The organism is Neptunomonas japonica DSM 18939 (assembly GCF_000422765.1).
Classification (GTDB): domain Bacteria; phylum Pseudomonadota; class Gammaproteobacteria; order Pseudomonadales; family Balneatricaceae; genus Neptunomonas; species Neptunomonas japonica.
The window spans coordinates 144,274-170,821 of record NZ_AUGR01000013.1 but is presented as its reverse complement, the minus strand read 5'-3'; the positions used below and the strand labels follow the sequence as shown (position 1 = coordinate 170,821).

Here is a 26,548-nt window from a genome sequence, read left to right as displayed (position 1 = left end):
TTATCAGCATAGTACGAGGAAGTCCAAAATTAGCATTCCATCGTTATCTAAGGGGGTTCACATTCCTTAATGACAAAAAACTAAATATTAGCCAGCGTTTACCGTGTGATAATTTAATAAGTTACTACCTCACGCCAGCACTTAACAGACCGGTGTGCTTGCTTACCTCCAGTCCTTACCTCAATACTATTATCGATAAAATTCACATCAAAGAATAAACAGTATTAGCGAGCTAGAAAAAGCGTAATGCAATGAGATACTGCTTATTTTTATAAAAAAAGCTTACAAGAGAACTGATATTTATACAGAAATCCTACCAGTCCCCTTCTCAGACAGTATCAAAAAACATCAAAAGCGTTCTGCCTTCCGGCAGTATTTTATAAACCGATGTGGTTGCTTTCTTCCAGTCCTATTTTCAGCTGCCTACTCGGCAGTACACAAACAGCGTTGCAATTGGCGAACCAGCCTGCACTTTTCAGCTGCCTACTCGGCAGTACACTCAACAATAATCTTTATTATTCCTTACTATTCAACCTGATAGAAGCAAAACACAACTTTGACCATTAAATAATGCTGAATAATTAACTTATTGATTTTACTACATATTAACTTAGATCAGGAACCGTTCCTCTAATATTAACGTTCGTAGCAAATCCATAATTATTAAACTCCGTACTAAGCTTATCTTCAAGTGTACTCTCAGGGTTCTCTTTTTGGATATGCAGTATAAAACCTTGTCCATTGCTTTTACTGTCAGCTTGGACACTATGAAAACGCTCTATTTCACGCCAGCTTTTAAAGCTTTCCGGATCAAAAACATCACCACGTTCTTCTGCTCGTCGCTTTGCTCTCGCCAATCTACGTCTCTTTTCTCCTGCAAATAGCTTCGCTACTGATTGATTACGAATAAACCGTACTTCTTGCAGATTATCAGGCACCTGCATAACCTCAGTTATTGCAAAAAAGCCTTCATCAGACATCATCTGAAAATACGACTGGGCTCGTAATGTACGTAAGTGCGCTAAATCATCGCCAACAAAAGCAATAGACAAACCTAATGATTCGTAGCTCCACTGAGGAAAACTAACACCAATATTACTGATCGAATGCCTAAGCATATAACCATGCAAAATGGTGACACAACGCCCTGCCAGCAACTGTGGATCAGATTCATCCAAAAGATACTTCACACAAAAAAAGTAGCGCTTCATCCGGATTTTCCTTTCTGAAACATGCCTGCTTTTACAAGAACTGACATCACATAATGGATATTATCAGGTATGGAACTCCCTTTCTTAAGGTCTGCCAATAACGTTATATATTCTTCACAATGTCTAATAAGGGAGTAAAAATCATTGCCTTTATCCGGGCGGCGTTGAGCGATAATAAAGCGGCGGTCAGCTCCATATTCGTGAACTCGTAGCTTTTTCTCCGACCCTTCTACCCACCAATCATCAATGGTCTGAATTGCCGCGCCTACCTTCTCTGCATTAAAGCTCGCGGCGTTTCTTCCATCAGGTAACTCAACCTTTGCATATTGGCGCGATGCTTCACCTCTCGCCACATGGTCGGTAAAACATTGGCTAGGTATGATCTCTTGGCAAAACGTGGTCTGTATCTTGGCGGTAATATCCGCGAACCAAAAAACACTTGGGTCTGTTAAAGCAGACGCCATACCAGCAGCTAGTGCTTTAAGAATGCAGCTTTCTTTTTTTGGCCAATTGTCCCAGGTTAATGTAGTGGCATCTTCAATCACAAAAGACTGATCATCAGACGTTAGTATTTCTATCTGCATAGATCTTGCGTGTTGGTTTCGCCATAACCAACCACCCAACAATATGTTCTTACAATAGCGCTCAGCAAGCTGTAGGTACCCTCCTGCAGCTTTGTATTTATCTGCCAACTCATACAGAAGAAGATGCACTGACTCATCGCTGCAAACCAAAGGATGAAGAGAGTTAGCTTCTACTCTTAGAGAAAAACGACAATACAGCTCATTAACAGTAGGCGGAACATAACAAGTCTCTATCGTGACAGGATTGCTATAAGCCAAATCTTGGGGTTGGATGTTTTTAGGCTGGTTTCCCGATTGGTACGCTTCTGAGTGGGAACATTTTTGACCTTGGATATGATTAGTTTCAACCTGCAAAGGTTCAAACTCACTCACATCAGTCTTATAAAAAAAGACCGCTTTACTAGGGCTCAGCGATCGCTGATAACTAAGATGCTTGCAGAGCTCCATAACGCCCACCTTATGCTTTTTTTATAAGAATACATCTTTTCTCTGAATAGATATTCCAAAATGAGTCGTTGAGAAATGCCTTCTCCCCTTTCAAACGCATCTCAATGGCTGATTTACAACTGACCATACCAATAAGCGACTCAGCAACAGCATGATGCTGCTCAATGCTTCCATAGCGCTCTAAAGGCTCTTCCAGTAACGCATATCCCACCATTGCTGGTTTTTCAAAACTATCCTGACTACAGCTTTCAAATATATCGTCAAAGCCCTTTAGCTTCGTTTTTGACGGGCATACCCAACAGCCATTTCTTGGTAGCCGTACTAATGTAGAAAATAATAACTGCCGATCTGAGTAAACTTTACACCAGTCCTTGCTCTCATATAAAGATGGGGGTTGTAAGCACCCACCGGCGAAAGCAGAAGGCAGCGCCGCCTGTAAAAACTGTACATCGGCACTCGTGAGCAATACTTCTTCGTCACTCCTTTCAAGCTCAAGAACAACATCCATGACTACATCGCAGTATCTCGATGTAATCACACCAGGGCGTTTTATGGATTGATCATCTCTTTTCAGAACAGAAAACTCAGGTAACTTTGACGTTGGCTTTGCTGAATAACCACGTATAAACCAAGCTACACCCTTTACTCGAAGGTTACGGCTCATCAGCTTATTCATTCGTCTTTGAAAATTATGCGCAAAGCCCCATAAGGCGGTTAGTGAAGGAACACCATTGAGATAAGGGTTTGCTAATGATCTGGCATCAAACACACGCAACCCTTGGAGATACAAATACTGTGACGAAGATGAGTGGACTTCAGGTGGTGTTGCTACCTTCCCAAAGCTTCTCAAAAGCCATAAGAGCTGACTTTTCAGAGGCGCCAATAGCTGAGGGTGATAAGCATATTTTGACGTTGTGTTACCCCTTTGTAATTGCTGGTGTAAACGCTGGTTTAATACAGAGATCAACGTTGGGTATTGGTCATAGTCGATTTCTAATAACTGGCGTTCTAATACACCAATTCCGCAATCATCAATGTTGTAAGCATTTTCCTGGCACACCTCCCTCTACTCAATAAGTGGGGCAATCCACTCTGCCAATTTCTTTCTAATAAATCGTAAGCTAGCAACTCGACTCTTCTTTCTTAGTTGTCGTGTTTGTTGCCTGTTACTTGTCGCCAATGCGTCTAGGGCCTGCAGAAAAGCTTTATTACGGATAGCCCCGATTTCAAAAACTTCTTTTCCTGCCGAGACTCTGGCCAGCCTTGAATGATGCAGGTTGCTTGTATTTGAAGGCCAAACAGGTGGTGGGCAATTCAATACAGAAATATGCCCCCCAAGCGATGAACCCAAATCCCCCACACTCGCAGGGTGAGCATGACTAACATCAGCAAAATGCCCTACGTGTTGGAATCTATGCTGCTGAAGTGATGCTTGTACTGCATGAGATACCACTGGCGTAATGGAAATATAGTTGCCTTCATAGGGGAAACGTACCTGCGGTGAAAAATCACTCACCTCTGAAGGCACCTGGCTTTCGTTTATTGTCTGCTGAATTTGCTCTCTTAGCTCATACACTTGGCTCTGCGTCATTCCTAAGGCTTGAAATGCCTTTTGCCATACAAGTTCTTTTTCAAGAAGTAAATTTGCTAGGTTAAACACCCTCTGCTGCCATAAAAAAGATGATCCAAGCAACTTCGCTTTATTCACCGCACTGGCATTGTGAAACCAACCAAGCATCTGTGGAAATAGTGACGAAGAAATAACGCCCTCTGTTATTGGTTGGGCTTCTACTATCAAACGCTGCCCAGATACTCTGGTATCAGGATATTTTAAATTATGACTATGCAACCAACGTACTTCTGATACATAAGTATCCAGATGCTTCTGGTTTTTTAGCGTAGCTTTGGCAAGTTTTTCATCTAACAGGTATTCAACAGTATCCCGCTTTAACGTCAGATTCAGAAAAACCACCAGGGCTAAAACCTCGTTGCCGGTTACATCCACTAACGGCGAGTAAGGCGCGAAGGCTTTGCGTATCTTTAGAGTTCGCTCATCTTGATCGTTAAGGTTAAGTAACTGGAGAAAATCCATATTCATTACCACCCTGAAAGATAGGCGTTCTGGGTTTGTGATGATGGTTGACCATGCGCTGCCCGAAACTCAAAGACCTGACGCAGATAAAATGCAGGGGAATGAGTACCAAGTTTAGTTTTGCTCGGCAGCCGGAACGAGAGCTCCAGAAACCCCTCCTGGTATAAGCGGTAAACTTGCTCATGAGATGTCGCAAGAACAACAGAAACCTCTGCTACAGATAGCAACACATCAGCTATATTGGCTTGCTTTGTTTTTGGGTTATCTAAGACTAGTGCAGCAAGGAATGCCAATATTTCATCCAGTATAAAGTTCTGGCTCACATGCTCACTCGGGAAATGACTAGCAGATAAAATGATATTGCCGAAAACATGTTGAAATGAAGTTTTGTTGAAGCCCGCTATTAAGCGCTGCTCTGCTGTATCAGCACAGCTTTGTAGCTCATTATTGAGTGATTCAGGCCAACGACTAAAATACACAAGCGCACCCTGAAAGCATGCAGGTTCAATCTTTTTATCCGTCTCCAATCCTTTGCTTGTTCTCAAGTAATACCACAACAACGCGCCGTACCTAATTGAGAGCAATGGTTCACTAGATAAAGCGCTTTCTGTGTTAGAGGTGCGCCCTACCACTATTTGGCTCAGTTTCAGTGAGTCATCATTAGCACTTTCAACGACGGCAGTCTTCAACTCGAAGCCACAGGTACATGTTTCAATTTGTTCATGATCTAAATAATTCAGCGTCGCTTTACAAGCTGGGCAGCGCTCCAGCAATGCGCATTCATGCTCAACGCAGGCTGAATAATGTAAAAAGTGCCAATGCTGGCGAATATAAGCGGACTCAGCTAAGCACTGAGGGCAAACAGGGATACCGTCATTGCGTAAAAAACAACGAGGTATAAAAACACCATTACGGACAACAGCACTCAAGCCATTACCGTATTTATCAGAAGAGTTAAGAATCGCTAATTTCAGTAACGGTAGCCGGTCTAAACCAGCCAAAGACTCAACCAAGCGGATCGCACGTATACGAAAACTACTACTTTGTTTGGCGTGGTAAACATTGATTTGAGATAAAGCGAGAGGAAATGCACCGGCAGCATCGCGGTCATTTTCCCATAACCACTCCCGAATAGATCCGCTGAGTAGCCGGTAGGATTCAAGAAAATTAGCCGATGAGAGCCGAAGTAAGTAGCTCTCTAACGATTCATCTTCATAAGGTTCTGGCCTGACAAGTAGCTGCATACGACCTCGTATTCACTATTCGTTACCATCTACAGCCCATATGGAAACTGTTAATGCATAACAGCTCTCTACCTCAGCTTTTCTAACAACTCTGCTTTTTCGGACTCTTTTAGCTTAGCGATAACACAAATCAACTCTGCCAATTGATCATCATCACAATAGAGATATGCAACAGGTACACCTAACTCATCCGCCATCCGCTTAGCAGTTTGATAATCAGGAGCATGCTTACCCTTCTCATATTGATTCATTCTTGCGCTTGCAGTGTTGGGATCCATACCAAGCCGAATACCAAGTTGTTGCTGTGTAAGATTGGCGACCTGTCGAGCAGACCTCAATCTGTGTGCCAATGGACTATTCATTTATCTTAACTATCAATGGAATGGAGCTAAGATTTTCTTAGTATTACAGGCAATTTGATACTAAGCAATACTTAGTATTGTTTCATGAGCGAATATATAAGAACGGTTTTTTAGTTTATGCCAAGTTAATTGGTACATGATCGGCAAAAAGAAGTTGCTAAGACGAATACATTTACGTCTGGAAATATAAACTATTCGATCTAAAAAAAATTCTCGGGCTAGGACATACCTCAGACTGTAAGTGCGTTAATAGTTATTAACGTGCCCTGATCAGAGCGAATGAATAGCTGATCGAATGCAATCCGGCCAAATTCAGGTCGATTCGTTCACTTCGGGGGATAATCTGCGAACACGACTGCTTACTGATGCTAAGTTTCGCGGGTTATTTAAGGTCTATGATGCAGAAGGTAACTCTCGTGTGTCAGTCTCCCCAGCTAAACATCCCTGAATAAGGCCTGCATCGCCTACTCCGGCCGGATAATCCCTCTGAGTCTGTGTCATGCTAACCTTATCCACGCGCTGTGAGGACTACATAAGCGCCGCGTTTATCGGCTACTCCGGCGCAGTGCTTTATTATAAGCGCTGTCAATTTCTTGGGATATGTCACCCATGCATCTACTCAGAGAAGCGGTAATTGAGCCTTGTGGTACATACTTGTTAAGAACGATATCCAATTTTTGAGCTTCAGGGTGGCTAACTATTATTTCCAAGTACCTTTGTAACTTCTCAGGTTTTGTTGTACTTCTCTGAAGTTCTTTTTTTAGCCGTTCCTGAAATTTTAAAATCGCATCATCGTCATCCCAATCATTCATCTCGGTGTATACAATTTGAGCAAGCCTATTCTGAGACCAGCCTAGCTCAGTCACCAACTCTTTAATCTGATACTTAAGCTCTAAAGTTGTTTGCTTTGTCCCCATTTGTCTTTTTCATCGCTCTAATATTATAAATGTCCCAGCGGGGACACAAACAGACACTAATCTAGGAGACTAACATGTCCAAATCAATGTCAAACGCCGCTGCATCCCGCATACAATCTGCAACCGCTAAAGCAAACGGGGGCGCAGTGCCTAAAGGATCTTTTGCAGCAAGAGCCCAGTCGGCAGCCGCCACTCCGCCAAATGGACCTAGCACAACAGGTAGACCGTCTGGCGGCGGACGCGGTAACAACCGGCCTAAATGAAAATAACTAATTACAACTAGCTATGCTATTTCTAAAGCGAGTCAGAAACTCTGACTCGCTTTTCTGTAATTCTTTATAACTGACCTCTTCCATTGTCTTACCAAGAGCACATACACACACTTGAGTCTTATCAATTTTTCGATAGGAATTCATCAACGTGCGTGAAGAGTTAACACAACTATCTATAAGCTCGTACTCAACATGAATAGGGTATCTTTGATCTTCAAAGAATATTTGATCCGCTTTGTATACGCCAAATGCACCAATGACGAATGCCGTAGTTGCTGTTATCAATGGTTTTTTAAACTTCCTGTAAGAATACCCAGCAAAAGATTCTCTACATTCACTGCATACAATATTGTCACCAAGTTCAATTTTGTTATCTGTCTCGCATGACGGGCATTCGATGTGCATAATTCCCTCTAAAATTTATAACTTTGAACCAAGCGACGCGCCAGCCTTATGTGACTTGTTAGATCTCAAGATTTTCTGCCTTCCAGCCCATGATTTGGTGGTGTCTTGTGATGTATTCCTCAGCTGGTCGGTGTATTAGCCTATGAGGTAGATGCATTGATTTACCATGTAGCCTCGAAGTGAGTGCCCTGTCAATATTCGAATAAACCCGCTTTTTCTCATCAGAATCGTAGTACACAATGCGATAACCCGACGTCAAAGTAATGTAACCACAATCAATCAGCTTGTGATGAAAACTATTGAGTAGAATACCGTTTCGCACATCCAGCCGTTCTCCTGGGGATGCTTGCGACCAAGGTACGATATGACATGCCTCCAGTGCTTCTGGTAGGGCAATTTCAGTAAATGCACAGCGTCGAGAATATGCTTTGAGCAGCGCATCTCGGAATATAATCTGTTTGATACCTCTCGATTTAATCCGTGTATAAATACCTGAGGCGCTATCTGGATCGTGGATAAGCGAAGTGACAATAGATTGATATGAATCCCCATATTTGGAAAAAACAAATGGGTTTTCAACTCCACTCCAGTCGAAATCGTAGACTTTTTCCAGTCCTTCCTCAAAGTCATCCAAATCAAACGCAATAAACCCAGTTCCGGGCAAGCCCGATGCGTTCACTATAAGTATGGTCAGTGGTGGTAGCCGTACCTCAATGCAATAATCTTGAATCACGCTGAGAACATAACGGATAGCACGATGATGTACTCCGAGAACCTCGCCAAGTTCACCGTAAGTAATTGTGGAGCGACTAGCAGCCCTTTTCGCTAGTATTGGCCAAGCGCGACAAGCCCTTTCAACCTGATTCACTGCCACAATAAAACCTCCCTTGAGATATAACAGCTTTCAAGAGCCTATGGATTACTATCACTTTGGCACCCTAATTGAATTCCAAGTAAAGCTACATAAGCAATAATTTCTATAATTCAAAGAGATAAGTGAATCTAAACAGGCGTGAGTTTTACAAAAAAAAAGAGCCAGTCCGCTGCCCGATACATTTAATCCCTATTTTATAATCATAGTTCGTTAGTTATAAAGATCAATAATTTAGTGCTTGATTTGCCTTTCATTAGGTTTAGGGTTACTGACAATGACTGCTTCACGCACAACTTGTCGAAACGCTTGATCGACTCCGAGCTATTGAAGTCGCTGATCCACTGAATCCACACCACAGAGCAGACGTGCTGCAGAACCCATTCCAATAGCAAATAAGGCGGCATGCCTGCTGATTTTATCTTTCTATTTCATGCTCTTTGGCAGCTGTTAATGGTAGTTTTTTACAAACTACCATTTAGCCTTTTTCGGAAGTAACTTTATGCAAAATCTGGTGAAAACAACACGTATGGCCTATGCGGTGCCAGTGACTTCGCTAAATTCTCCTGAACAAAGCCCGCACCGCTCACGCCGTGCCGGATAATCTCACGCTGCTATGAAACACAACAGAGAGAGTTTGTGCCACACATGAGTGACAACTAGCCTGACACAAGGGTGTTGGGGAAATTATTTTCTTAGTGTAGATAGCAAATAGAATTCGGTTTTTGACTGATCCTATTTGCATAAGTAGATTTGAGACGTGTTATTTAGTTCAAGAAGCTTCGATCGAAGTTTCCATCTTTAGCCTGTTGACCCGGAATGATCTCATAAGACATTTCAACATCACTTGCCTTAGCAATCATTTCAGCATATTCCTGCTTAGCTTTAACGGTAGGATGATCAATCATATTTTCACCTTTGATCTCAACCATTACTAACGACCCATCTTTTTTGCGAATCAAAAAATCTGGATAGTAACTTCTTACTCTATGAGTATCAGGATCTACGTACTGAATATAGAACTCAGATTGTCCATGAGTTAGCATGCCAGTAAACCAAATCTTATCAATCGTTTTAGAATGCAAGATATGCCAGAAGAAATCTCTCTCTGGTATTGAGTCAAAGCAATAGTTATCCAAGTGAAAAGAGTTCTCTAAGTATTCTTGAACCGCTGGGTTCTTCTCTACTTTGTTCGAGAGATAGCCACCACTGATGTCGTTAGTCCCCTCAATGGAATTACCAAGACGCTGAGGCTTAGGTAAGTTAATACCAACAATCATGTCTTTAGCAGCATTCATTTCATAATAGCCTGGGAATACAGGCGGCTCTTTAACTAGAGCTACTTCGTACTCCTGCTCTTCCTGCTCTTCCTGCTCTGATTCAATATCATAAAGCAGCTTGAAAAGGCGCGGAATGATATGGTCGTATAGAACTTCATTAAACTGATTAACCAGCGTTAGAACACCGTCAAAGTCTTCTTGAGTAGACTTGATAATCTTATTAATCTGCAAGCAAGGTTTATTGAGATAACGTGAGATTTCAGCCGTTAGGTTATATTCCGTAAATGCCATAGGCTCTTTGATATAAGAGATCTCACTAACAACCTTAGGCCGATTAGTAAATTCATCGTGACTAAGGCCTTCCATGCGTTGGTGCATGATTCGATAGCGCGATAGATCAATGCTACCAAGGCCAAGCTCTTCACCCTCTTTAAGCACTTTCTCTTTCATTTTAAAGCTGCGTTTAATACGCTTTAGTTTTATTTTCTCTATCGGCTGTATTGGTCGAATTTCGACCCTGACCTTATCTTTACCTACTGCTTTTAATTCATCAGTACTGATTCTAAAGTTAGCTCGTAGCTCTTTGTCTAATAGCGCCATGTTATCGTTAGTTAGATATACATGACCTGTTTCTTGAACATTACCAATCGATCGCAAGCAGCGCATCGTTGCTTGCAATACGAAAACCTTAGACTTAGGGCTTCTGTGAAGCGCCACAGAGAACAGTGAGCGACAGTTCCAGCCTTCTCGACCCTTATTCACCAAAAGAACAAACTGTTTAGCAGAGCTCTTTGTATCAAGTTTATTGAACTCTCGAATATCATCATTAGTCGTGACTTTGCTATCGCCAACGTTTACTAAAATTCTATCAGAAGGAATACCATGCTTAGCTAATATAGCTTCTACAGCAGGGCGGATTTCTTCTTGAACTTCCTGAACCGTAGTTCCGAAGATCGCCATCTTAGGTAGCATCCCTTCAGGGCGCTTACCTTCGGTCTGCTTAAGAAAGTCCGTTATCGCTAGATCAAGGAACTCTGGTTCCTTGGTATTGCTATAGCCGTTAAGCACAACCTTCTTCAGATAGTTCTTATCAATTGCTTCTTTAAGGCCATAGGCATAAACCACTTCAGGTAATACATCCTTACCAACATACGGTGTACCCGTGTAGTTATGACAAGCTACCAGTTGTGAACCACGTTTCTGTAAACTCAGAGCTAACTCATCAATAGTTTTACGCAAGCTATTTTGCGCTGCGTCAGCTTTGATACCCATATCTTTAGCGAGCTTTGCACCGAAAGCGTGATGGGCCTCATCTACAAAGATACCGAGATTTTCTAAGCGGCGTAATTTTTCAAAGCGCTGATTTGTTACAAGTTCACCTTCTTCCTGAGGAGCTTCAATAGAATCGCTTTCACCAAGATTAAGTAGCGCTGCCATATCGGCACCAAGGTCATCTTTTTTATAAATTTCTTTACTCGCAGAAAATAACTTATCGGTTGCTGTTTGCTCTGCATTCTTACGTTTAAGAATAATCTTTTGAGAATTGGATACAACGATATTAAATCTTGAGCCATCCAGAGTGTTAAGAGAAACACCGGCATCTTCGAGATAGTGGAATTTTGTCGTAATGACATTCAGGTATTCAGGCGGGATGACCTTACCGTGGTCGAACGACTCCAACTCTCGCAGTGATTGCAATACGGTTTTATCAGGGGCAAATACCAGTGCATTGTGGATATAGCGCTTATCTTTTGGGTATTTATTGGCCAACAGGAATTCATAGAAAATACAGGTCGCCATCAAAATGGTTTTACCTGTACCCATAGTCAGCGCGAAAATATAGTTGGGGTATATCCGGCCATTATTAGCCGCCTTCATCTGTTTGAAGATGCCCTTATACTGTTTCTCAGATAACGACCAGAGCATATCGCTCTGGCGGTCCTTGTTATCAAAAACTCTCCCTTTAAATTGCCCTTCGTCGGCGTACCAGTCTTCGAATAACTTATATACAGGAGCGTTATTTAAAAACTCCTTGAGAAAAACATATATCTCTAGGGCCTCGAACTGAGGGTCACGCAGAAAACTACCAGGCCTTTGTGGGTCGTTGTAGTCAAGAAAGGCTTTACTTAACTTTCGATAATGGTTGCGAACCAGACCTCTATTCTTCCGGTAAAACATCATCAAATGAAGATAAAAAGCATTGTTAAGATCGAAATTGTCTTGAGGTGTATCAGCCATGCTGGATAATCTCCTCATAAGACTCCGATAGAACATCAGTAATTTTAATCTTTATCGTGCCAGCGTCTTCTGGAATTTCATACGTGCCTTGAACAAAATCATTCTTACCCGGAACATCAACCACACTCGGCTCCATCGAAGCCCCACCATAGTTCCAGTCAATCACAATTGATTCTACAAGCTCACGCCACTCACCAACCGACTCCTTTTGCATACTTAACTTCTGCATTAAATTCATCGGATAAAATGAAACAACCTCTAAATCACCACCCTCCAAACTCATTTCGCATTCAGACTCTCTCTTAAATTCAACCTCTGATTTATCACGCAATACATCTACAACTTCTACGTTAAGCTTGTAGCCAGACTCTTGTATCAAGTGAGCCCTAATATCTGGCTCATGCCCCATACACACCAGCATAATTGATTCCACCGGTTTAGTCGGATTATCTTCTTTTCTTTTCTCGAATACCTTATATGGAAAATTTGAAATCAGCTCATTTAGATCTTCACGAGTAGCTATCCGGTTCACTGGAAGGATCTTGACCATATACCCATCCTTCTGACCGTCATAAACCGTACCTGATAGAGAATCAACCTCAAGAATCTCAAGTAGTAACTCTTTAGCTTCCAAAGGATTCTTAAATAAATCGTAGTTATTAACGTTAAACACCTCAAGAGACGGGTATCTCAAGTCAAGATCACCAAGAAGATCTCTACCATCACTCGCCGCCTCGATACTTGACAGTATTCTTTTCGTTGCAATCTGAACTGACGAAAAATTAATGTCCGCACCAATAAATCTACGACCAGCATTCAAGGCTGCATTCAAAGTGGTTCCTGACCCCATAAAGAAGTCAAAGACTAAGTCACCCTCTTCTGTTGATGTATTTATTATTCTCTCTAGCAAAGTTTCTGGCTTCTGCGTCGGATAACCCGTACCCTCCTCAGCCATTGGATTAACAAAATTTATATCCAACCATGTATCATCCACTTCTTGAGTAAACACATCGTCAACCACTATCCCTTTCGTCTCTTTTATATACCTTTTATAACCATAGTTAGCCCCTTCTGTTTTCGGGATAACCAACCTATTATCATCTTTCAATTTTTGTAAAGTAGCCTGGGAATATGTGCTAAGGTTATCCACTCTATACAGACCTCGACCATCGCCATCATCAAACTTAAACCTCTTCACGTACTCTTCAGAATACGGAACATATTGCTTGCTATACTTATAACCTGAAGTTTTCCCATACATTAAAATCACATCATGATTGGACGGGTACTTATTTGACCTTGCCTTTGACGAACCAGTACTAGTCGATCTCCTCCAAACAATTTCAGAGACTAGATTCCCACTTCCAAAAACCTCATCCATTATGCAACGTAGGTGATGAGAACGCCTATAATCGCAATGCAGATACATAGTTCCTGTATCCTTAAGAAGCTCCCGGGATAAAATAATTCGTTCATACATAAATTGAAGATACTCATCATTATTCCATATGTCTGAGTATTGTTTCTCTTCAAAGCTATTTTGACCACCCTCTAACTTTCGGCCTCGTAGCTTTATCTTTTTCTTATATTCAGCTTTTGAATCAAAAGGAGGATCTATGTAAATCAGGTCAACTGCCCCCCTATACTCTTTAAGAAGGTGACTCATAACCTGAAGGTTGTCACCCCAGAATACCTTGTTTATCCAGCCATTAATTTCTTCGCCGTATACCTCTTTCTTTTGAGCAGGGTAATACTGGGTTGATGCAAACGGTCTCTTACCATGCCAATGAAGCATAGGATAGCCCTTGATTGGTTCAAACTTATACTTCTCAACACTATCCACACCACCTGCTGCACCCAGGTTTAACGTATTCTGCTCTGACATCAGGCTGTTTCCTTAAATTCCCAATTCTTTCTATCACAATAGGCTTTCATATCGCAGTCGACACAAGTCTTAGCTGGTCGCTCTGCCATTTCAAAATTCTTGTTTTCTATTCTGTTTACTATATTGTCAAAGACTTTGACCGTACTATCTATTGACGATCCATCTTTACTAAAAGAGATGGTCGGTATACCACTTTCAACACCCGTAAAATACAAATGCATTTTGCTTACTTTGTGACCCGTTCGCTCTTCGATCAAATGAGCATAGACCTCTAGCTGACGCTTATGGTGTTTGATGCGCTCAGCATCCTTTTCCATATCGGGCTTTTTCTCTGACTTAAAATCGATTACCTCTACGGTGTTATTCTCACCAACAATCAAATCCACACTTCCCTTAAGAATGTACTGACCTTTTACTAATGAGATATCGACTTCACACTCTTTGATGTTTGACCAATTGTCTTGCCTACGATCTACGTAGCGCATTACGTGTTTCAACGCCGCCCCTAGTGTCGATTCACCAAGATACATCCGTTCCTTATTTGCTAGGTTACGGTAGTTATCGTAAAACCACGCTTCGATATTCTCTCTTGTTATCAGATGCTCTTCGTTTCGTAATGCTGCTTTATGAATATCTTCTAAGGTCTCATGCACCAATGTACCGAATAGCATAGGACTCGCTTTAATCGGCTGAAACTCAAGATCTTTAAAGAAGCGGTATTGCTCAGCACAGGTTTCGAAAAGAGTGATATGAGATGTAAAGGCATACTCATTTTTGATATTAACATCTTTCACTAGCTCTAGACTTAACTGATTAATACTCTCTTTGCAGTCGCGCCACGAGGGCAACTCATCAACATAGTGAGTAAAGTGCTTCGACGGTGTTCTACCCGTGCCTTGTCGTTCCTGATCGGTAAGCACTAGCAAGTTCTGCGCTCTTGAAAAGGCGGTGTAGTACAAGCGCCAAAAATCAAAGAATTTAGTCGACTCCAGCGGTTCAAACGACTCACGGTTTAGATAACCCTGTTCAAGGACTTCATCTAGGTCTTTGTATTGTTTACGAGGCGATGAGCCTAGCGAGCCTACCATCACCACGGGGAACTCTAGCCCTTTGGATTGGTGAATAGTTAAGAATGATACATGGCCAGACGGTGCGTACTCTGAGGCATCTTCATATTCGTCGATGCCGCCATCTTTTAAAAACTTAAAGAACTGATTGAAGAGACCTCGAAGGTTACCTTCTAGATACTTTGGACTTAATACACTTATATGATGTAAGTATTCAAACTTAGCCAATAACTGCGACATAGTCGCAAGGTTGCGTTGAGCCCTAGGGTTGCCCGCTTCTGTATCGAGGTAGTTAGCAAATAAGGGAAACTGTAATAACTCATAGAACAAACCGCTAAATGCATAGTCAGCGTTCTTACTTAGTCCTAAATGACGCCTAGCGTGAACTTGGCACCATGCTAGCAAATCACTCTGCTCAGGCTTAGCAACCTCTTCCATGAAGGGTTGGAGGCACTGCTGATCGTAGTAGTTCCATATCGCTAGCTCGACCCCTTCCTTAGGGGCTCGAATAGAACGAAACTGCGGGAATACCAACATCAACGCACCCAGCATTAAGCGTATTTCATCTCGTTCAAAAAACAAGTTAGCTCTCGGGGAGTAAACGGGAATACCTCGTTCTTCCAATCCTTGAGCAAGGGCTTTTACGTTATCGCTTTTTACTGATCTAAATAGGAAAGCAACCTGATTCCAATCAGTCAGCTTTCCATCAGTCTTCAAGTTAATGAGTAATGAATAGACCTCATCGGCCCAAGTATCGCCTACTTCTGATATTGCAGTAATGACTGTAGGGCCAGCTTCGAATTCTTCTTCTCTGGGCTTGATCTGCTTGGTATAGCGATAGCGTTGGTTATTTACTTCCCATACCTGATCACTCATCCATCGATTATAGAAACGAATGATATCAGGGTGAGAGCGGTAGTTTGTGACCAGCGCTATTTGCTTACATTTATTGTTCTCGAAGTTATCTGGGAACTGTAAAATATTACGTATAGTTGCACCACGAAAACGATATAAGGCTTGGTCGTCATCGCCCACCACACAGAGATTTTGATCTTCACCCATCAAGAGCATGAGGATCATCTCTTGAATGGTATTGGTATCCTGATACTCATCGACCATTAGATACTGAATTCGACCTTTCAGTGATTCAAGAACCACAGGGTTATTACGTAACAGATTTAAAGCTTCGAGCTGAATTGTTGAGAAGTCTAAAGCGTTATGCTCATCGAGCTTACGCTGATAAAGGTCATAGCATTCCCCTAGAGCTATCAGAGCAGTATCGTTCGAGTCGATTAGCCTTTGGTGATCAATCGCTTCTTCAGTAACTTTGTTTATCCATTGGAGTAAGCTTTCAGACTTAGCCCACATAGGTGTTCGGTCTTCACCTAAAATTTGAGAAGACTTTTCTATTTCACGGAATTCACGAAGGTTTTGGTACAGGAAGTATTGTTGATCGAATTGATCCATCAGTACGAAGCTGCGCTTAAGGCGTGTGTACTCTCGATAGTCTTCGATGATTCTTAAACAAATAGAGTGAAAGGTACCTAAGAACATTTCGTTGAGATTGAAATCAATATTCAGCTCTAACAAGCGATTCGATATTCTTGTTGTTAGCTCTTGTGCTGCCTTTTCGGTAAAGGTCACAACAAATAAAGCTTCAGATTCTACACCATGGTTTTGAATTAAATTGATAATTCTCTCTACGAGGGTAAAGGTCTTACCGGAGCCTGGACCCGCTATGATCAACAGCGGACCCTGGGTATGGTTGATAGCTTCCGACTGTTGGGGGTTGGCTAATGACATCTATTAACTTCCATTGTTTACAGCGTGGGAAAAACGAACTTCAATAACCGCTGTTTTTCAGCACCTTGTGACGGATATTTTTAGCATAGCTATGTTCGGACACAACTGAATAGCGAAAGGCTTGCAACTCCATATGGCGGTCATTCGTTAAAGGTGAGGCTTATCAATAGCTTTAGTAGCGGTGTTATGAATAGCCGGCATTATCATAATACAAATCAAAGGGGTCTACATGACAATTGAAAGAGTTTACGACAAAGGGTGATAATTAAAATTATATTTTGATTATTCATAACTATATATTAACTTTATTAAAGGTAATCAGATTATGTTGTTTACTTTTTTGCTATTGAAATGTTGTTGGTTTCAGAGGTAATTGGTTTTAATGTGTACGGCTACGGATTGGAACAAAAGGGAGCTATGAATGCCTTCTGGTCATTGGGTAACGCTACGAGATGGTAGGAGGGTGTTTATTGAAGGAACGCAGCCTTCAATAAACACACCATCATGGTATACACCGAGTTTTATTGATCACTCTTCAGATGACAAGCCACGAAAATCTACTTTGGGTTTAACCACATGTATATGGTGTGCTAAGAAAGTGTACTTTGTGAGGGCTGAGAAGGGTGGTTGCTTCTTAGCTGATGATATACCGCCACCACAGTGGGATATACACGGCTGCTGGGTTAAACATCAAACTCAAAAAGGAATTAATAAGAAGCTGTATGAGCACTACAAGCGTTGTGGCGTTAAACCTTTGTTTGAAAAAAACTGCTTAATTAAAAGAGGATCTTTAAAAAAACAAATTAATGGAAAGACTAACCGCGAGTGCTCAAGTGATCTTGTTGTAAAGGGAGAGGTGAATAGGGTTGGTTGGTTTCTCATACATTCAATTTACAAGAAATATGCAATATTAAACGGGGATAAATTTTTCGTTATCAGGTTATGGTACGAAAATAAATCTATATCATGCCTAATTCGTGGTTCCATAATTGAAAGAAAAATACTGAAAAAACGGGAAAGGTACTTTGTCATGCTGTCTTCTTTCGTATATGACTATAAAAATTACGTTTATATTTCTAAAGTGATCAAACCCTGTTTGATTGATGTGAGCATCGCTGAGTGTAAAGAGCTTTTATTCAATGACTGGTAACTCGAGGTAGGGCTGTTTGACTATCCAACTGGTTGTTCGCGTTCACTGAGAAGTGGTCAACGAGCGGCTGAGGTGATGACGTATATCCCGTCTGCAAAACTGAATGGGCACGATCCATATGCCTACCTGAAAGATGTGTTGACGAGAAATGCCTTTGGTGAGTTGCTACCGCACAACTGGACGCCAGCGGTTATTAGCAAGGTGTGATAACCGGCCGCTTACGAAAAGGCGCTCTGAGGGAACTGACATGGTGCATAAATGGAGTTTTAATTATATTGATAAGTGAGTGAGTGTTGATCATGTAGTCCTAAAAAGGACCACGATGTTGTAACCCTGTTAGGTTGTTTGATATTTATGTATTTAAGTATCCTTAACTTCAACGATAAGACAGGGGTGTTATTGAAGTTAGTTTGGAAAACATCGGATTTAACAGCATAACCTGAGAACTGAATTGTACCTCGGCTTTTATCTAACTCAAATGATCCTTTAACATGGGTATTGTCGCCAGGTGCATTATCAATATCCTCATCGCAAGGTATAAGAATTTATTACTTGCGCTAAGATCAAATGAACATGAATCAGACGCACCAGGCTTCATATGTATAGATGCCTTTATTTTAGTAGAGTCAGGAAATATTTCAGTTTCAAAAGTGATAGGAAAAGAATGGCCAGGTAATGGTGAAATCGTTGAATGATCTTCTTTAACATCAAATACCCTGTTACTTTTTCAACAACTGCGTAAGCGACATCTGATCCGTAAATCTTGTAGCAATGAGAGCCTCATCATCAGAAAGCGCATTCGGTTCGTAACGCGAGTAACTCGCAACCTCTGTGAACCTTAGATCACTGATCGCTTGCAAGAAAGGATTCGACATACTTGGATAAAAAAGCTGATAGGCATTAGCGAGATGTTCTTTGGCCAAAGTGTTAGCTCCATCAAATAGAGCCATTTTAACAGCCTCATTCAATAAGTGCTTTAGCTTACGAACCTCCCCTCTGCAGGCTGCAAAAAGCGCTAGTGTTGTATGTTTTTCTTCTAGCTTTGGCGGCAAATCAAAAGGCATTCGTATAGCTAAACCTTTTAAGAATCGTACAAAGTCCTCCGGCCCTTGAGACAATTTAAAGTAGGGTATTTGGCGCCTACAAATCAATCGGGAAGCCCATTGCGGCTCTTCTGCTATCAATTCAGCCCAGGGCATACCGACCAGCACAATGGGAATTTGAGTTTCTTCACTGATGTACTTAAGACGATTAGCAATTAACTGCTTATATTGCGCTGATTTAAACTCAATCAACTCCTGGAATTCGTTAATAATAATCAGTTCTGTCTCACACAACTGCAAACATCGCACGAGCGACTCTGTGAGCCCTAGCTCATGACTACGTCCTGTACGGTATTCTGTTCCAAACTGCCCTAAGTCCATTAATAGCTGAATGATTGTATGCTCAAGCGTTAACTTGCTCGGGATACGACTCACCAGAATAGGCTTGGTTAATACGTTACGCCGTTGCTGACTAAAGAAACGCTTACTGTAGTGATTGATAAGCTGCGTTTTTCCTGAACCTGTATCGCCTGTTAGGAGCATACTCTGCTGCTCTCCACCCAGGGTTCGGTTAAAGCGTAAGCGCTCAAAATCTTCGATGATGGTTGTTAGGGCCGGATGCTCAACAAAGCAATCGTTAAACGCGAGTAAGCCCGCTCTCTGCTCTTCGCTGAGAGTTTTCATTAATACGGATCCAAATCCGAAACCATATCGTCCCAGTTATCGAGTAAACCATCAGATTCAGGCTTTTGTTTTTCTACTTTTTCAATCACGGGCACTTTACTGGGAACGACCGAGGATACCGAGTCACTACCCACATTTTGATGCTTGGCTAAGCTTTTCATACCGCCGATACTTTTATTCGGCCTCTTAGGCCTGCTTTGAGCATTATCTACCTCTGACTTTACCCGCCCATTTAAATACAGGCTGGCTTCAGCTAAGCTTTCGAGATTAACGTTGCTACGAATTTGATGGCGAACCAGCCTCATGTTTGTCTGGTGCTGAAGTAGTGTTAATCCTTTTGTGTAGTTATCCGGATCTACGCTAGGGACTTTAATATAGCGATCTTGATCCTTCAGATACACATAGATACAACTCATATCCATAGTGTTTAGCTTCACTAAGAGCTTTAAGTTCTTTTCCCCTGTTGGGAATGGTGTGCTTCGCCTGTATTCCACCAGTTCATCATTTTCATAACGAATCCCTTTAAGATGTAAGCCTCCTTTTCGCAATATCAGCTCAAAAGTTTGACCTAATTCAATAATGAGCCGCTCCGCTGTTTCTCCCGTATATTGAGCAGGAGGGAGTTCTACAACGCCTCTCTGCCACGATAAATAAGGAATGTGCGTCTCGCGAGCGTTAGCAGATCGGTGGTAAACATCAATGATCCACTTATAAAACATATCCATGAAGGCTGAAAAGTGAATAACGGCGTCTTTCTTAGGGTCATAATCCTTTAAATCATCTATTTTAGAGAACGTTTTTCCTGGCATTGAAATAAGAAACTTCGTATTAATAATTCCAAAAAATCTTTCTACCAGCGGCTTCAGCCAAGGATGAGCTACCGGGTTATATTGGATATCAATCCCAACCACTCGGCATACCTGCTCTAAATTATTACTCCAAAATTCTGCACCATTATCAACGACCAATGTTTCTATTTTTCCTGAACACTCCCAGTAGTGCACGACATGAGGAAACTTTTTTTTGACATAGCTTTTATCCAAACAAGCATTTAACAGCGCCTTACAAACTGAATCATAACTAGGTTCACGATATCCAAGATAGAAGCCGACGACACAACGACTGTAGCCATCGATGAGTAGGGTTAAATAAGGTCTACCCAGTGGAATATTCAGTTTGTCATCTAATAGAATAAGATCTAAGGGCGTGTGATCGATTTCAACTCTTTCCATCACTCGCGTTAAGGCAATGTGAGCGCCAACCGGATGAAATTTTCGATCTGCATATTGTTTATCATAGCGTTTAAGTGCGACATCATAAGGTGGTAACTTATTAATTCGATTATAAAATGCTCTCTGGCTGACGGGTATAACTTTTCCTTCAACAACACCTTTATTCGCTAGCGTAATCAGGTCTCTATAGTATTCATACACTTACGCGATTGAGGGACGTTCTGGGCGTAAATACTTTTGGTTAACCGCTTGCAAGTAATAAAGTTTATCTCCTGTATTTTTTTCAAGACGGCTACCTTTCTTGTGGTGTTTAGGAATTAGCGCTTCAACAGAACGTCCTGAAGATACATATAGCTTTCGCCAACCAGCAAGCGTGCGCCATGAAGGCAACGGCACTTGTAACTTGTCTTCAGCCGCATGTAACAATGGCGTTAGATTTTTCTCAGTCCATCCCCCTTCCAATCTTTTACTTACCCACTGAATATATGATAAGCGCCTAAGCGCTTCGTCGCGTAAATCATCAGAGTAAGTATCTAAATCACGAGGAAATGTTTTTGCAGGGGGGTCTTCAAAAAGAGGGATGTCTGGCGTATTTTGTGAAAATTCATCTTCAAATAAACCAGCGCTATTTGAAAACAAATCAGGCGTGGCCATATCTAACACCAAACCAATGAATCTAATCCTAAATCAGAAGATGATAAGTCCGTTTTCAACCGCCCTAAAGAGAGCCAGGTGACCGTGGAAGCAAGCACATCACCTTCCATAGCGCGAGTGCTGGATATCAAGTTACGAACACTAACGATACCCGATTTTTTTACCAACTCTAAAATAAGAAAGTGCAGATCCGTAAATGACTGGAGGCCTGCATAGCGATGTAATAATTTAAGGTTATTCAAAATAGGATTTAGGCGGATCTGGCGCTCAGTCACTAATATCACCGGAATACCCAGTGCCGCCGCCCGTTCCTGACGACATATAAACTTTGCTCTAAACTCAGAATTAGCTGCTTTAGCAATTGGCTTCACTTCAATAAAACGTGTTCCGTGCACTTTATCAACTACAAGGAAGTCAGGCGTATAGGGCAATTCTTTACCCAAAAAACCATAGTAGAAGCCTTCTGGCTGAGCTTCGAAAGAAATAACATCGGGTGAATATTCAAAGTGAAAGCAGGTGTCGAACTCCAGGGCGGATTCAACGGTCATGACGCTATCCATTTTAAGACTGGCAAACTTAAAAAGGTTTTTTACACGGGAATGTTTAAGGTTACGTCGATACATAGCACTGCCACCATCTTCGTAGTTTCACTACAAAAATATAACTTATGCAGACTTCTGTTCAATTTATGCAGACTTTCGGTGCAAACGACAAAAAGGGGGGGGGATTGGTGATAACTCCACCAGCCACATCCCGGCACATGAATCCATCGCTGTGGCTGCTCCCTTCCAGGCCTGACCAGGTTAACGATTTATCATTGCGAGAGGACCGGCAGAGTTACCATAGCAGGCCTATCATTCTGTTCCTTTGTAGAACAGGCGCGCAGTATACCAGTCTGTTTTTGTATTGCAAAACAATCTCGCAATTTTCTAAAATTCTATACAGAGTGCTGTCCTGCTTGCTGCAATACAGCTTCTTTTATCCAGCGATGCATGGGGTCGTAATGGTCTCTTGCATGCCAATAAAGATAAAAAGGAAACGGCTCTGCTATTAGTTCTTCAGGAAGTGTACGGCTCACTACGGCTCTACCTAATGATATTTTCTTTATCAGGTTGGTAGGCAGCATGAATATCAAGTCTGTTTTCTCACAAAAGTCAGGAACAGACATAAAACTACTAAGGCGCAGCACCGTGTTGCGTTTTTTCCCCATCTCCCGTAGCCGCCTATCCATCATAGCCGGCCCTTTCCCGGTAATCGATATATAGGCATGGCGTGCAGACAAGTACTCATCTAATGTGATTGTCTGGTTTGCTAAAGGGTGATGTTGCCCCATGATCAATGCGATGTCGGTAACATCCAAAAGTGCACGATGAAATTGATCTTCGCCTATTTGAGGAGGAACACCCGATATCGCAAAGTGAATATCCCCTCTTGAGAGCATTTCAAAGTAATCCGCTGGTCTAGAGTCTAATTCAACCTGCATTTCTGGTGCTTGCTGGCTCATCACTGCCAATAAATCCGGCACATACAACGCTGTTTCAAGATCAGGCCCGGCTATTTTAACGATCTGTTTTGAGGTCTTTGGGCTAAATTCAGGCTCTGATATGATCTGGCTAACACTTAGCAGCACTGTTTTTAACTCGCCCACAATCTGAGTCGCCCGCACAGATAAATCATAGCCATCTACACTCCTAACCAGGAGAGGGTCTGCAAAAGTGTCTCTCAGCCGCTGCAAAGCTCTACTCACGGCCGGTTGGCTCATATGTAATTTCTCTGCTGCTTTTGTAACCTGCTTTTCTTCAAGTAATGCCTCTAGCACCACTAACAGATTGAGATCCACTGACCTTAAATTCACTTTACGCATACTTATAATCACCACAATGCATTAGGTGAATTCATTATGCGCTATTACACTGTATCCATCAAAATGTTCTGCTATGAAGAATAGATTTAGCATTACTGAGAACTAAATATAATTTGCTGAGTCTGACCTAACTTAAGGCAGAGCACCCATACAATTGAGGAACGCATGGCGTTGATTAAAGACTTTCGTAATAAAACAACACACTATGGCTGGGGCACTATCGGGCTTCACTGGGTCATGGCTTTAGCTATTATTGGTATGTACCCACTTGGCCTATATATCGACTCCCTAACTTATTATGACCCTGAATATCGGACTGTTCCTAATTGGCATAAAAGCATCGGGATTTTACTCGCTATTACACTGGTTGTTCGTCTTAGCTGGCGTGCTATTAACCCTCGCCCCGCACATATTGCTTCGCACTCAGATTTGATCAAGCGAGTAACCAAGTTAGGCCACGCAGGGCTATACCTGTTATTAGTGGTTGTTTTGATCTCTGGTTATCTTATTTCTACAGCGGATGGCCGTGCCATTAGCGTATTTGGTTGGTTTAGCGTCCCAGCTTTACCTGAACTTGTTGAAAACCAAGAGGATGTTGCTGGAGAGATCCATTTCATTCTTGCAACTCTATTTATTTCATTAGTGGCATTGCATGCCATTGCAGCCTTTAAACATCACCTAATCGATAAAGACTCAACACTCAATAGAATGTTGGGCACCAAGGAGAATTCATGAACACATTGCTTAAAACATCACTTGCACTCGGTGGCTTAGTACTCGCTTCTTCACCTCTATACGCTGCTGATTATGTTATTGACACAAAAGGCGCTCACGCGGCTATCGAGTTTCGTATTCAGCATTTAGGCTATAGCTGGTTGAATGGTCGTTTCAATAAATTTGAAGGCCAGTTTAGTTATGACGAAGCTCAGCCTAATAATTCAACGGTATCTGTAGAGATCGATACAACAAGCCTTGACTCTAACCATGCTGAGCGCGATAAGCATCTTCGCAGTGGTGACTTCTTAGATGTGAGTGAGTTTCCAAAAGCTAAATTTGTTAGCACGAAGTACAGCGATAATGGTGACGGCACTGCTTCTATGACAGGTGACTTAACTCTACACGGTGTAACTAAGCCTGTCGTGCTAGCTGTTAGCAAAATTGGTCAAGGTGATGACCCTTGGGGCGGATTCCGTGCAGGCTTTGAAGGTTCAACTGAGATTAAACTTAAAGATTTTGGTATCGACTATAACCTAGGCCCAGCATCTGAAACCGTCTATCTAAACCTATCTGTTGAAGGCATCCGTCAATAAGCGAGCCATTAAACACTTACTGCTAGTTCATAATTAGCAGCGCATAAAAAAGGCACCTATTAAAGGTGCCTTTTTAGTTTGTATAGTCAAAAACTACAGCGCAGCAAGAATGGTTTCTGCCTTGCTTGCTTCAAACTGCTTTGGCGCCTCAACATTTAACTGTTTTACAACACCGTTATCAATAATCATGGCATAACGCTGCGAACGTAATCCGCCAAAGTCACCAGTTTCCATTTCTAAGCCTAGCGCTTTAGTCAATGCACCAGCACCATCAGCAATCATAGTAATTGCTTCAGCATTTTGCTGTTCGCCCCAGGCACGCATAACAAATGCATCATTCACTGAGATACACGCGATCAGGTCTACACCTTTTGCTTTAATGTCATCAGCCAGTACAACAAAGCCTGGAAGATGATGCGCAGAGCATGTTGGCGTAAAGGCTCCCGGCACAGCAAACAAAACTACTTTTTTACCGGCGAATAATGCATCTGCCGTTACAGTATCCTGACCGTCCTTTGTCACCAGCGTTACAGGTACTGCTGGAATTGAGCTTCCTAATTGAATCATGATAATCTCCACAAAGTCAGGCACTCAGTTTAATCCGATTTTACACAAACAAACAGGGCCAATCCCTAAAGGCTTTCTTTATTCGTAGCGACGCCCATCGAATTCAATCCATCCACCAACATGTCGTTTAGCTGGATCATGGTGCGTCCAATGCACTACACCGCCCTTTTCATTCCATTCATACTCACCTTTGAAGCGAATAGTGTCACCTGATCTTAACGTGTTAAGCCGAGGTGCCAAGTCAATATTATGTGCAATAAGCACCGTTTTACCCGAGCTAACTTTAACTAATATACGTTGATGCCTAGAACCTTTTGTATCATCGGGCAGTACTTTTAATACTTTACCGCTTTCTGTGACAATGAGATCACTTTGCTTATTTCTAAAAGCTTCTGCGATATCACTCTGCGAGCCACTCTCTACATTTGATGTTCGCGCTGCAGATGTTCTAGACTGAGATGCTGACGTTGCTACCGAGCTTGCCTGGCCGCCCGGCTTGTATTCGTTAGCAACCCACACCACACCCAACACAATAATGAGCAGGATACGTAACTTAGGGCTCAAGGGTATTTTCACAAACTTATCCTTAATTATTACTATTAACGTTAAATGTACTCATTGTACCTTCCCTCAATGTTGCAGTAATGTAGCAACAGCGTCTTTCTTTAAGCTGAATACATTCAAGCACATCATTTTTTATTACCTCGTAATAAAAAATTTCAGTATTGAGCTATATTAATCCGAACAAACATAAGTACGTAATATATAGCGAATATCTATTTTCACGTGCACTGTTAAGCCCAGCAACTGAAAGAAAACCCAATAACCAAAAGGATTATCTGTGATCATGCTAGCTAATATTGTTATAGGTATCGTTGCATTGTTTCACATTTATTTTTTAGTGCTCGAGATGTTTCTTTGGGATAAGCCGACTGGCTTGCGTGTATTTAAGCAGACAAAAGAGCAAGCCTGTGCTACAAAAATACTGGCTGCAAACCAAGGGTTATACAACGGATTTTTAGCTGCAGGGCTTATTTGGGGGCTTATTCTTGGAAGCAATGGTACCGATGTTAAGGTGTTCTTTCTAAGCTGTATCGTTATTGCTGGCCTATATGGTGGAGCAACCGCTAGTCGCAGAATTATAGCTATTCAAGCAGCACCAGCCGCATTAGGGCTGACCCTTGTGCTGTTAAACATGTAGCTATCACCTCCCCTAATAACCATAACTACCCTCTCCGCGCTTCACCCATTGCTTAACAAAAACTTAATCCCAGACTTTAAAACAACCGTTTTAGTCTATACTCTCCTAAGCCAGTTTCTCAAAGAACTCAGCGTAACTTGTCGATATCGTTGAAAAAATAAAAAA

Annotated in this window: 25 protein-coding genes, 1 other RNA gene and 1 pseudogene; 7 read left to right on the top strand and 20 right to left on the bottom strand. The window is 41.8% G+C overall.

What is annotated here, in order from left to right; all coding sequences use genetic code 11:
• Positions 1-605 precede the first annotated feature (605 nt).
• The 7 genes from cas6f to G511_RS0109445 all read right to left on the bottom strand — a co-directional run bounded on the left by cas6f (position 606) and on the right by G511_RS0109445 (position 6,857).
• Positions 606-1,211: a type I-F CRISPR-associated endoribonuclease Cas6/Csy4 gene (gene cas6f / locus G511_RS0109475; RefSeq protein ID WP_028469423.1), complete on the bottom strand. Its 606-nt coding sequence runs from the start codon at positions 1,209-1,211 to the stop codon at positions 606-608.
• Positions 1,208-2,242: a type I-F CRISPR-associated protein Csy3 gene (gene csy3, locus G511_RS0109470; protein ID WP_028469422.1), complete on the bottom strand. Its 1,035-nt coding sequence runs from the start codon at positions 2,240-2,242 to the stop codon at positions 1,208-1,210. The genes cas6f and csy3 overlap by 4 nt, the downstream gene beginning before the upstream one ends.
• A gap of 10 nt (positions 2,243-2,252) precedes the next feature.
• Positions 2,253-3,302 carry a type I-F CRISPR-associated protein Csy2 gene (locus tag G511_RS0109465; protein WP_028469421.1) on the bottom strand — a complete coding sequence of 350 codons (1,050 nt, stop codon included), beginning with the start codon at positions 3,300-3,302 and terminating at the stop codon, positions 2,253-2,255.
• Between the two features lie 6 nt (positions 3,303-3,308).
• Positions 3,309-4,334, bottom strand: a complete 1,026-nt coding sequence (locus tag G511_RS0109460) for a hypothetical protein (protein WP_156905187.1) — start codon at positions 4,332-4,334, stop codon at positions 3,309-3,311.
• Between the two features lie 5 nt (positions 4,335-4,339).
• On the bottom strand, positions 4,340-5,578 hold the full coding sequence (locus tag G511_RS0109455; protein ID WP_028469419.1) for a TniQ family protein: 1,239 nt from the start codon (positions 5,576-5,578) through the stop codon (positions 4,340-4,342).
• 68 nt (positions 5,579-5,646) lie between these two features.
• Entirely contained in the window at positions 5,647-5,940 is a 294-nt protein-coding gene (locus G511_RS0109450) for a helix-turn-helix transcriptional regulator (protein ID WP_028469418.1), read from the bottom strand.
• 545 nt (positions 5,941-6,485) lie between these two features.
• On the bottom strand, positions 6,486-6,857 hold the full coding sequence (locus G511_RS0109445; protein WP_028469417.1) for a hypothetical protein: 372 nt from the start codon (positions 6,855-6,857) through the stop codon (positions 6,486-6,488).
• A gap of 74 nt (positions 6,858-6,931) precedes the next feature.
• Between G511_RS0109445 and G511_RS24215 the strand changes: the two genes are divergently transcribed.
• Positions 6,932-7,120, top strand: coding sequence for a hypothetical protein (locus G511_RS24215; RefSeq protein WP_084629060.1), 189 nt, complete (start codon positions 6,932-6,934; stop codon positions 7,118-7,120).
• A gap of 6 nt (positions 7,121-7,126) precedes the next feature.
• On the opposite strand, the gene G511_RS0109435 is transcribed toward G511_RS24215, so the two are convergent.
• From G511_RS0109435 to G511_RS0109415, 5 genes are all read right to left on the bottom strand, one after another.
• Entirely contained in the window at positions 7,127-7,534 is a 408-nt protein-coding gene (locus G511_RS0109435) for a hypothetical protein (RefSeq protein ID WP_028469416.1), read from the bottom strand.
• A 58-nt stretch (positions 7,535-7,592) separates the two neighbouring features.
• Positions 7,593-8,408, bottom strand: coding sequence for an HNH endonuclease (locus G511_RS22375; protein ID WP_051221809.1), 816 nt, complete (start codon positions 8,406-8,408; stop codon positions 7,593-7,595).
• A gap of 764 nt (positions 8,409-9,172) precedes the next feature.
• Positions 9,173-11,923 carry a DEAD/DEAH box helicase family protein gene (locus tag G511_RS0109425; RefSeq protein WP_028469415.1) on the bottom strand — a complete coding sequence of 917 codons (2,751 nt, stop codon included), beginning with the start codon at positions 11,921-11,923 and terminating at the stop codon, positions 9,173-9,175.
• Positions 11,916-13,808 carry a site-specific DNA-methyltransferase gene (locus tag G511_RS0109420; RefSeq protein WP_051221808.1) on the bottom strand — a complete coding sequence of 631 codons (1,893 nt, stop codon included), beginning with the start codon at positions 13,806-13,808 and terminating at the stop codon, positions 11,916-11,918. The genes G511_RS0109425 and G511_RS0109420 overlap by 8 nt, the downstream gene beginning before the upstream one ends.
• Complete coding sequence (locus tag G511_RS0109415; protein ID WP_028469413.1) at positions 13,808-16,678, bottom strand: ATP-dependent helicase; 2,871 nt, start codon at positions 16,676-16,678, stop codon at positions 13,808-13,810. The genes G511_RS0109420 and G511_RS0109415 overlap by 1 nt, the downstream gene beginning before the upstream one ends.
• 421 nt (positions 16,679-17,099) lie before the next feature.
• Between G511_RS0109415 and G511_RS0109410 the strand changes: the two genes are divergently transcribed.
• The 3 genes and pseudogenes from G511_RS0109410 to G511_RS24940 all read left to right on the top strand — a co-directional run bounded on the left by G511_RS0109410 (position 17,100) and on the right by G511_RS24940 (position 18,523).
• Positions 17,100-17,828: a hypothetical protein gene (locus tag G511_RS0109410; RefSeq protein WP_028469412.1), complete on the top strand. Its 729-nt coding sequence runs from the start codon at positions 17,100-17,102 to the stop codon at positions 17,826-17,828.
• A 26-nt stretch (positions 17,829-17,854) separates the two neighbouring features.
• Positions 17,855-18,035, top strand: a pseudogene (locus G511_RS24210) (transposase domain-containing protein); the annotation flags it as partial.
• Positions 18,036-18,319: 284 nt separating this feature from the next.
• Positions 18,320-18,523: a hypothetical protein gene (locus G511_RS24940; RefSeq protein WP_028469411.1), complete on the top strand. Its 204-nt coding sequence runs from the start codon at positions 18,320-18,322 to the stop codon at positions 18,521-18,523.
• 24 nt (positions 18,524-18,547) lie between these two features.
• Here G511_RS24940 and G511_RS0109400 read toward each other — a convergent pair whose 3' ends face one another.
• The 6 genes from G511_RS0109400 to G511_RS0109385 form a co-directional block, all read right to left on the bottom strand.
• Positions 18,548-19,555: a TniB family NTP-binding protein gene (locus G511_RS0109400; protein ID WP_028469410.1), complete on the bottom strand. Its 1,008-nt coding sequence runs from the start codon at positions 19,553-19,555 to the stop codon at positions 18,548-18,550.
• Positions 19,555-20,988 (bottom strand): Mu transposase C-terminal domain-containing protein, encoded by a 1,434-nt coding sequence (locus G511_RS22370; protein ID WP_051221805.1) that lies wholly within the window; start codon positions 20,986-20,988, stop codon positions 19,555-19,557. Before G511_RS22370 ends, G511_RS0109400 begins: the two co-directional genes overlap by 1 nt.
• Complete coding sequence (locus G511_RS23820; protein ID WP_051221803.1) at positions 20,989-21,441, bottom strand: hypothetical protein; 453 nt, start codon at positions 21,439-21,441, stop codon at positions 20,989-20,991. It abuts the gene before it with no gap.
• Positions 21,442-21,443: 2 nt separating this feature from the next.
• Positions 21,444-21,989 carry a TnsA endonuclease N-terminal domain-containing protein gene (locus G511_RS0109390; RefSeq protein ID WP_211224887.1) on the bottom strand — a complete coding sequence of 182 codons (546 nt, stop codon included), beginning with the start codon at positions 21,987-21,989 and terminating at the stop codon, positions 21,444-21,446.
• A gap of 189 nt (positions 21,990-22,178) precedes the next feature.
• Positions 22,179-22,275: signal recognition particle sRNA small type (ffs, locus tag G511_RS24205), an RNA gene on the bottom strand.
• Between the two features lie 103 nt (positions 22,276-22,378).
• Positions 22,379-23,305 (bottom strand): LysR family transcriptional regulator, encoded by a 927-nt coding sequence (locus G511_RS0109385; protein WP_028469408.1) that lies wholly within the window; start codon positions 23,303-23,305, stop codon positions 22,379-22,381.
• 165 nt (positions 23,306-23,470) lie between these two features.
• On the opposite strand from G511_RS0109385, the gene G511_RS0109380 reads away from it, so the two are divergent.
• Both G511_RS0109380 and G511_RS0109375 read left to right on the top strand, forming a co-directional pair.
• Complete coding sequence (locus G511_RS0109380) at positions 23,471-24,040, top strand: cytochrome b (RefSeq protein WP_028469407.1); 570 nt, start codon at positions 23,471-23,473, stop codon at positions 24,038-24,040.
• Positions 24,037-24,615: a YceI family protein gene (locus G511_RS0109375; RefSeq protein WP_084629058.1), complete on the top strand. Its 579-nt coding sequence runs from the start codon at positions 24,037-24,039 to the stop codon at positions 24,613-24,615. The genes G511_RS0109380 and G511_RS0109375 overlap by 4 nt, the downstream gene beginning before the upstream one ends.
• Before the next feature lie 93 nt (positions 24,616-24,708).
• Here the strand turns inward: G511_RS0109375 and G511_RS0109370 are convergent, their stop codons facing one another.
• Positions 24,709-25,182 (bottom strand): peroxiredoxin, encoded by a 474-nt coding sequence (locus G511_RS0109370; protein ID WP_028469405.1) that lies wholly within the window; start codon positions 25,180-25,182, stop codon positions 24,709-24,711.
• A gap of 78 nt (positions 25,183-25,260) precedes the next feature.
• Positions 25,261-25,758, bottom strand: coding sequence for a DUF3465 domain-containing protein (locus G511_RS0109365; protein WP_028469404.1), 498 nt, complete (start codon positions 25,756-25,758; stop codon positions 25,261-25,263).
• A gap of 271 nt (positions 25,759-26,029) precedes the next feature.
• Between G511_RS0109365 and G511_RS0109360 the strand changes: the two genes are divergently transcribed.
• On the top strand, positions 26,030-26,383 hold the full coding sequence (locus G511_RS0109360) for a DUF1304 domain-containing protein (RefSeq protein WP_211224886.1): 354 nt from the start codon (positions 26,030-26,032) through the stop codon (positions 26,381-26,383).
• The last annotated feature ends 165 nt before the right edge of the window (positions 26,384-26,548 follow it).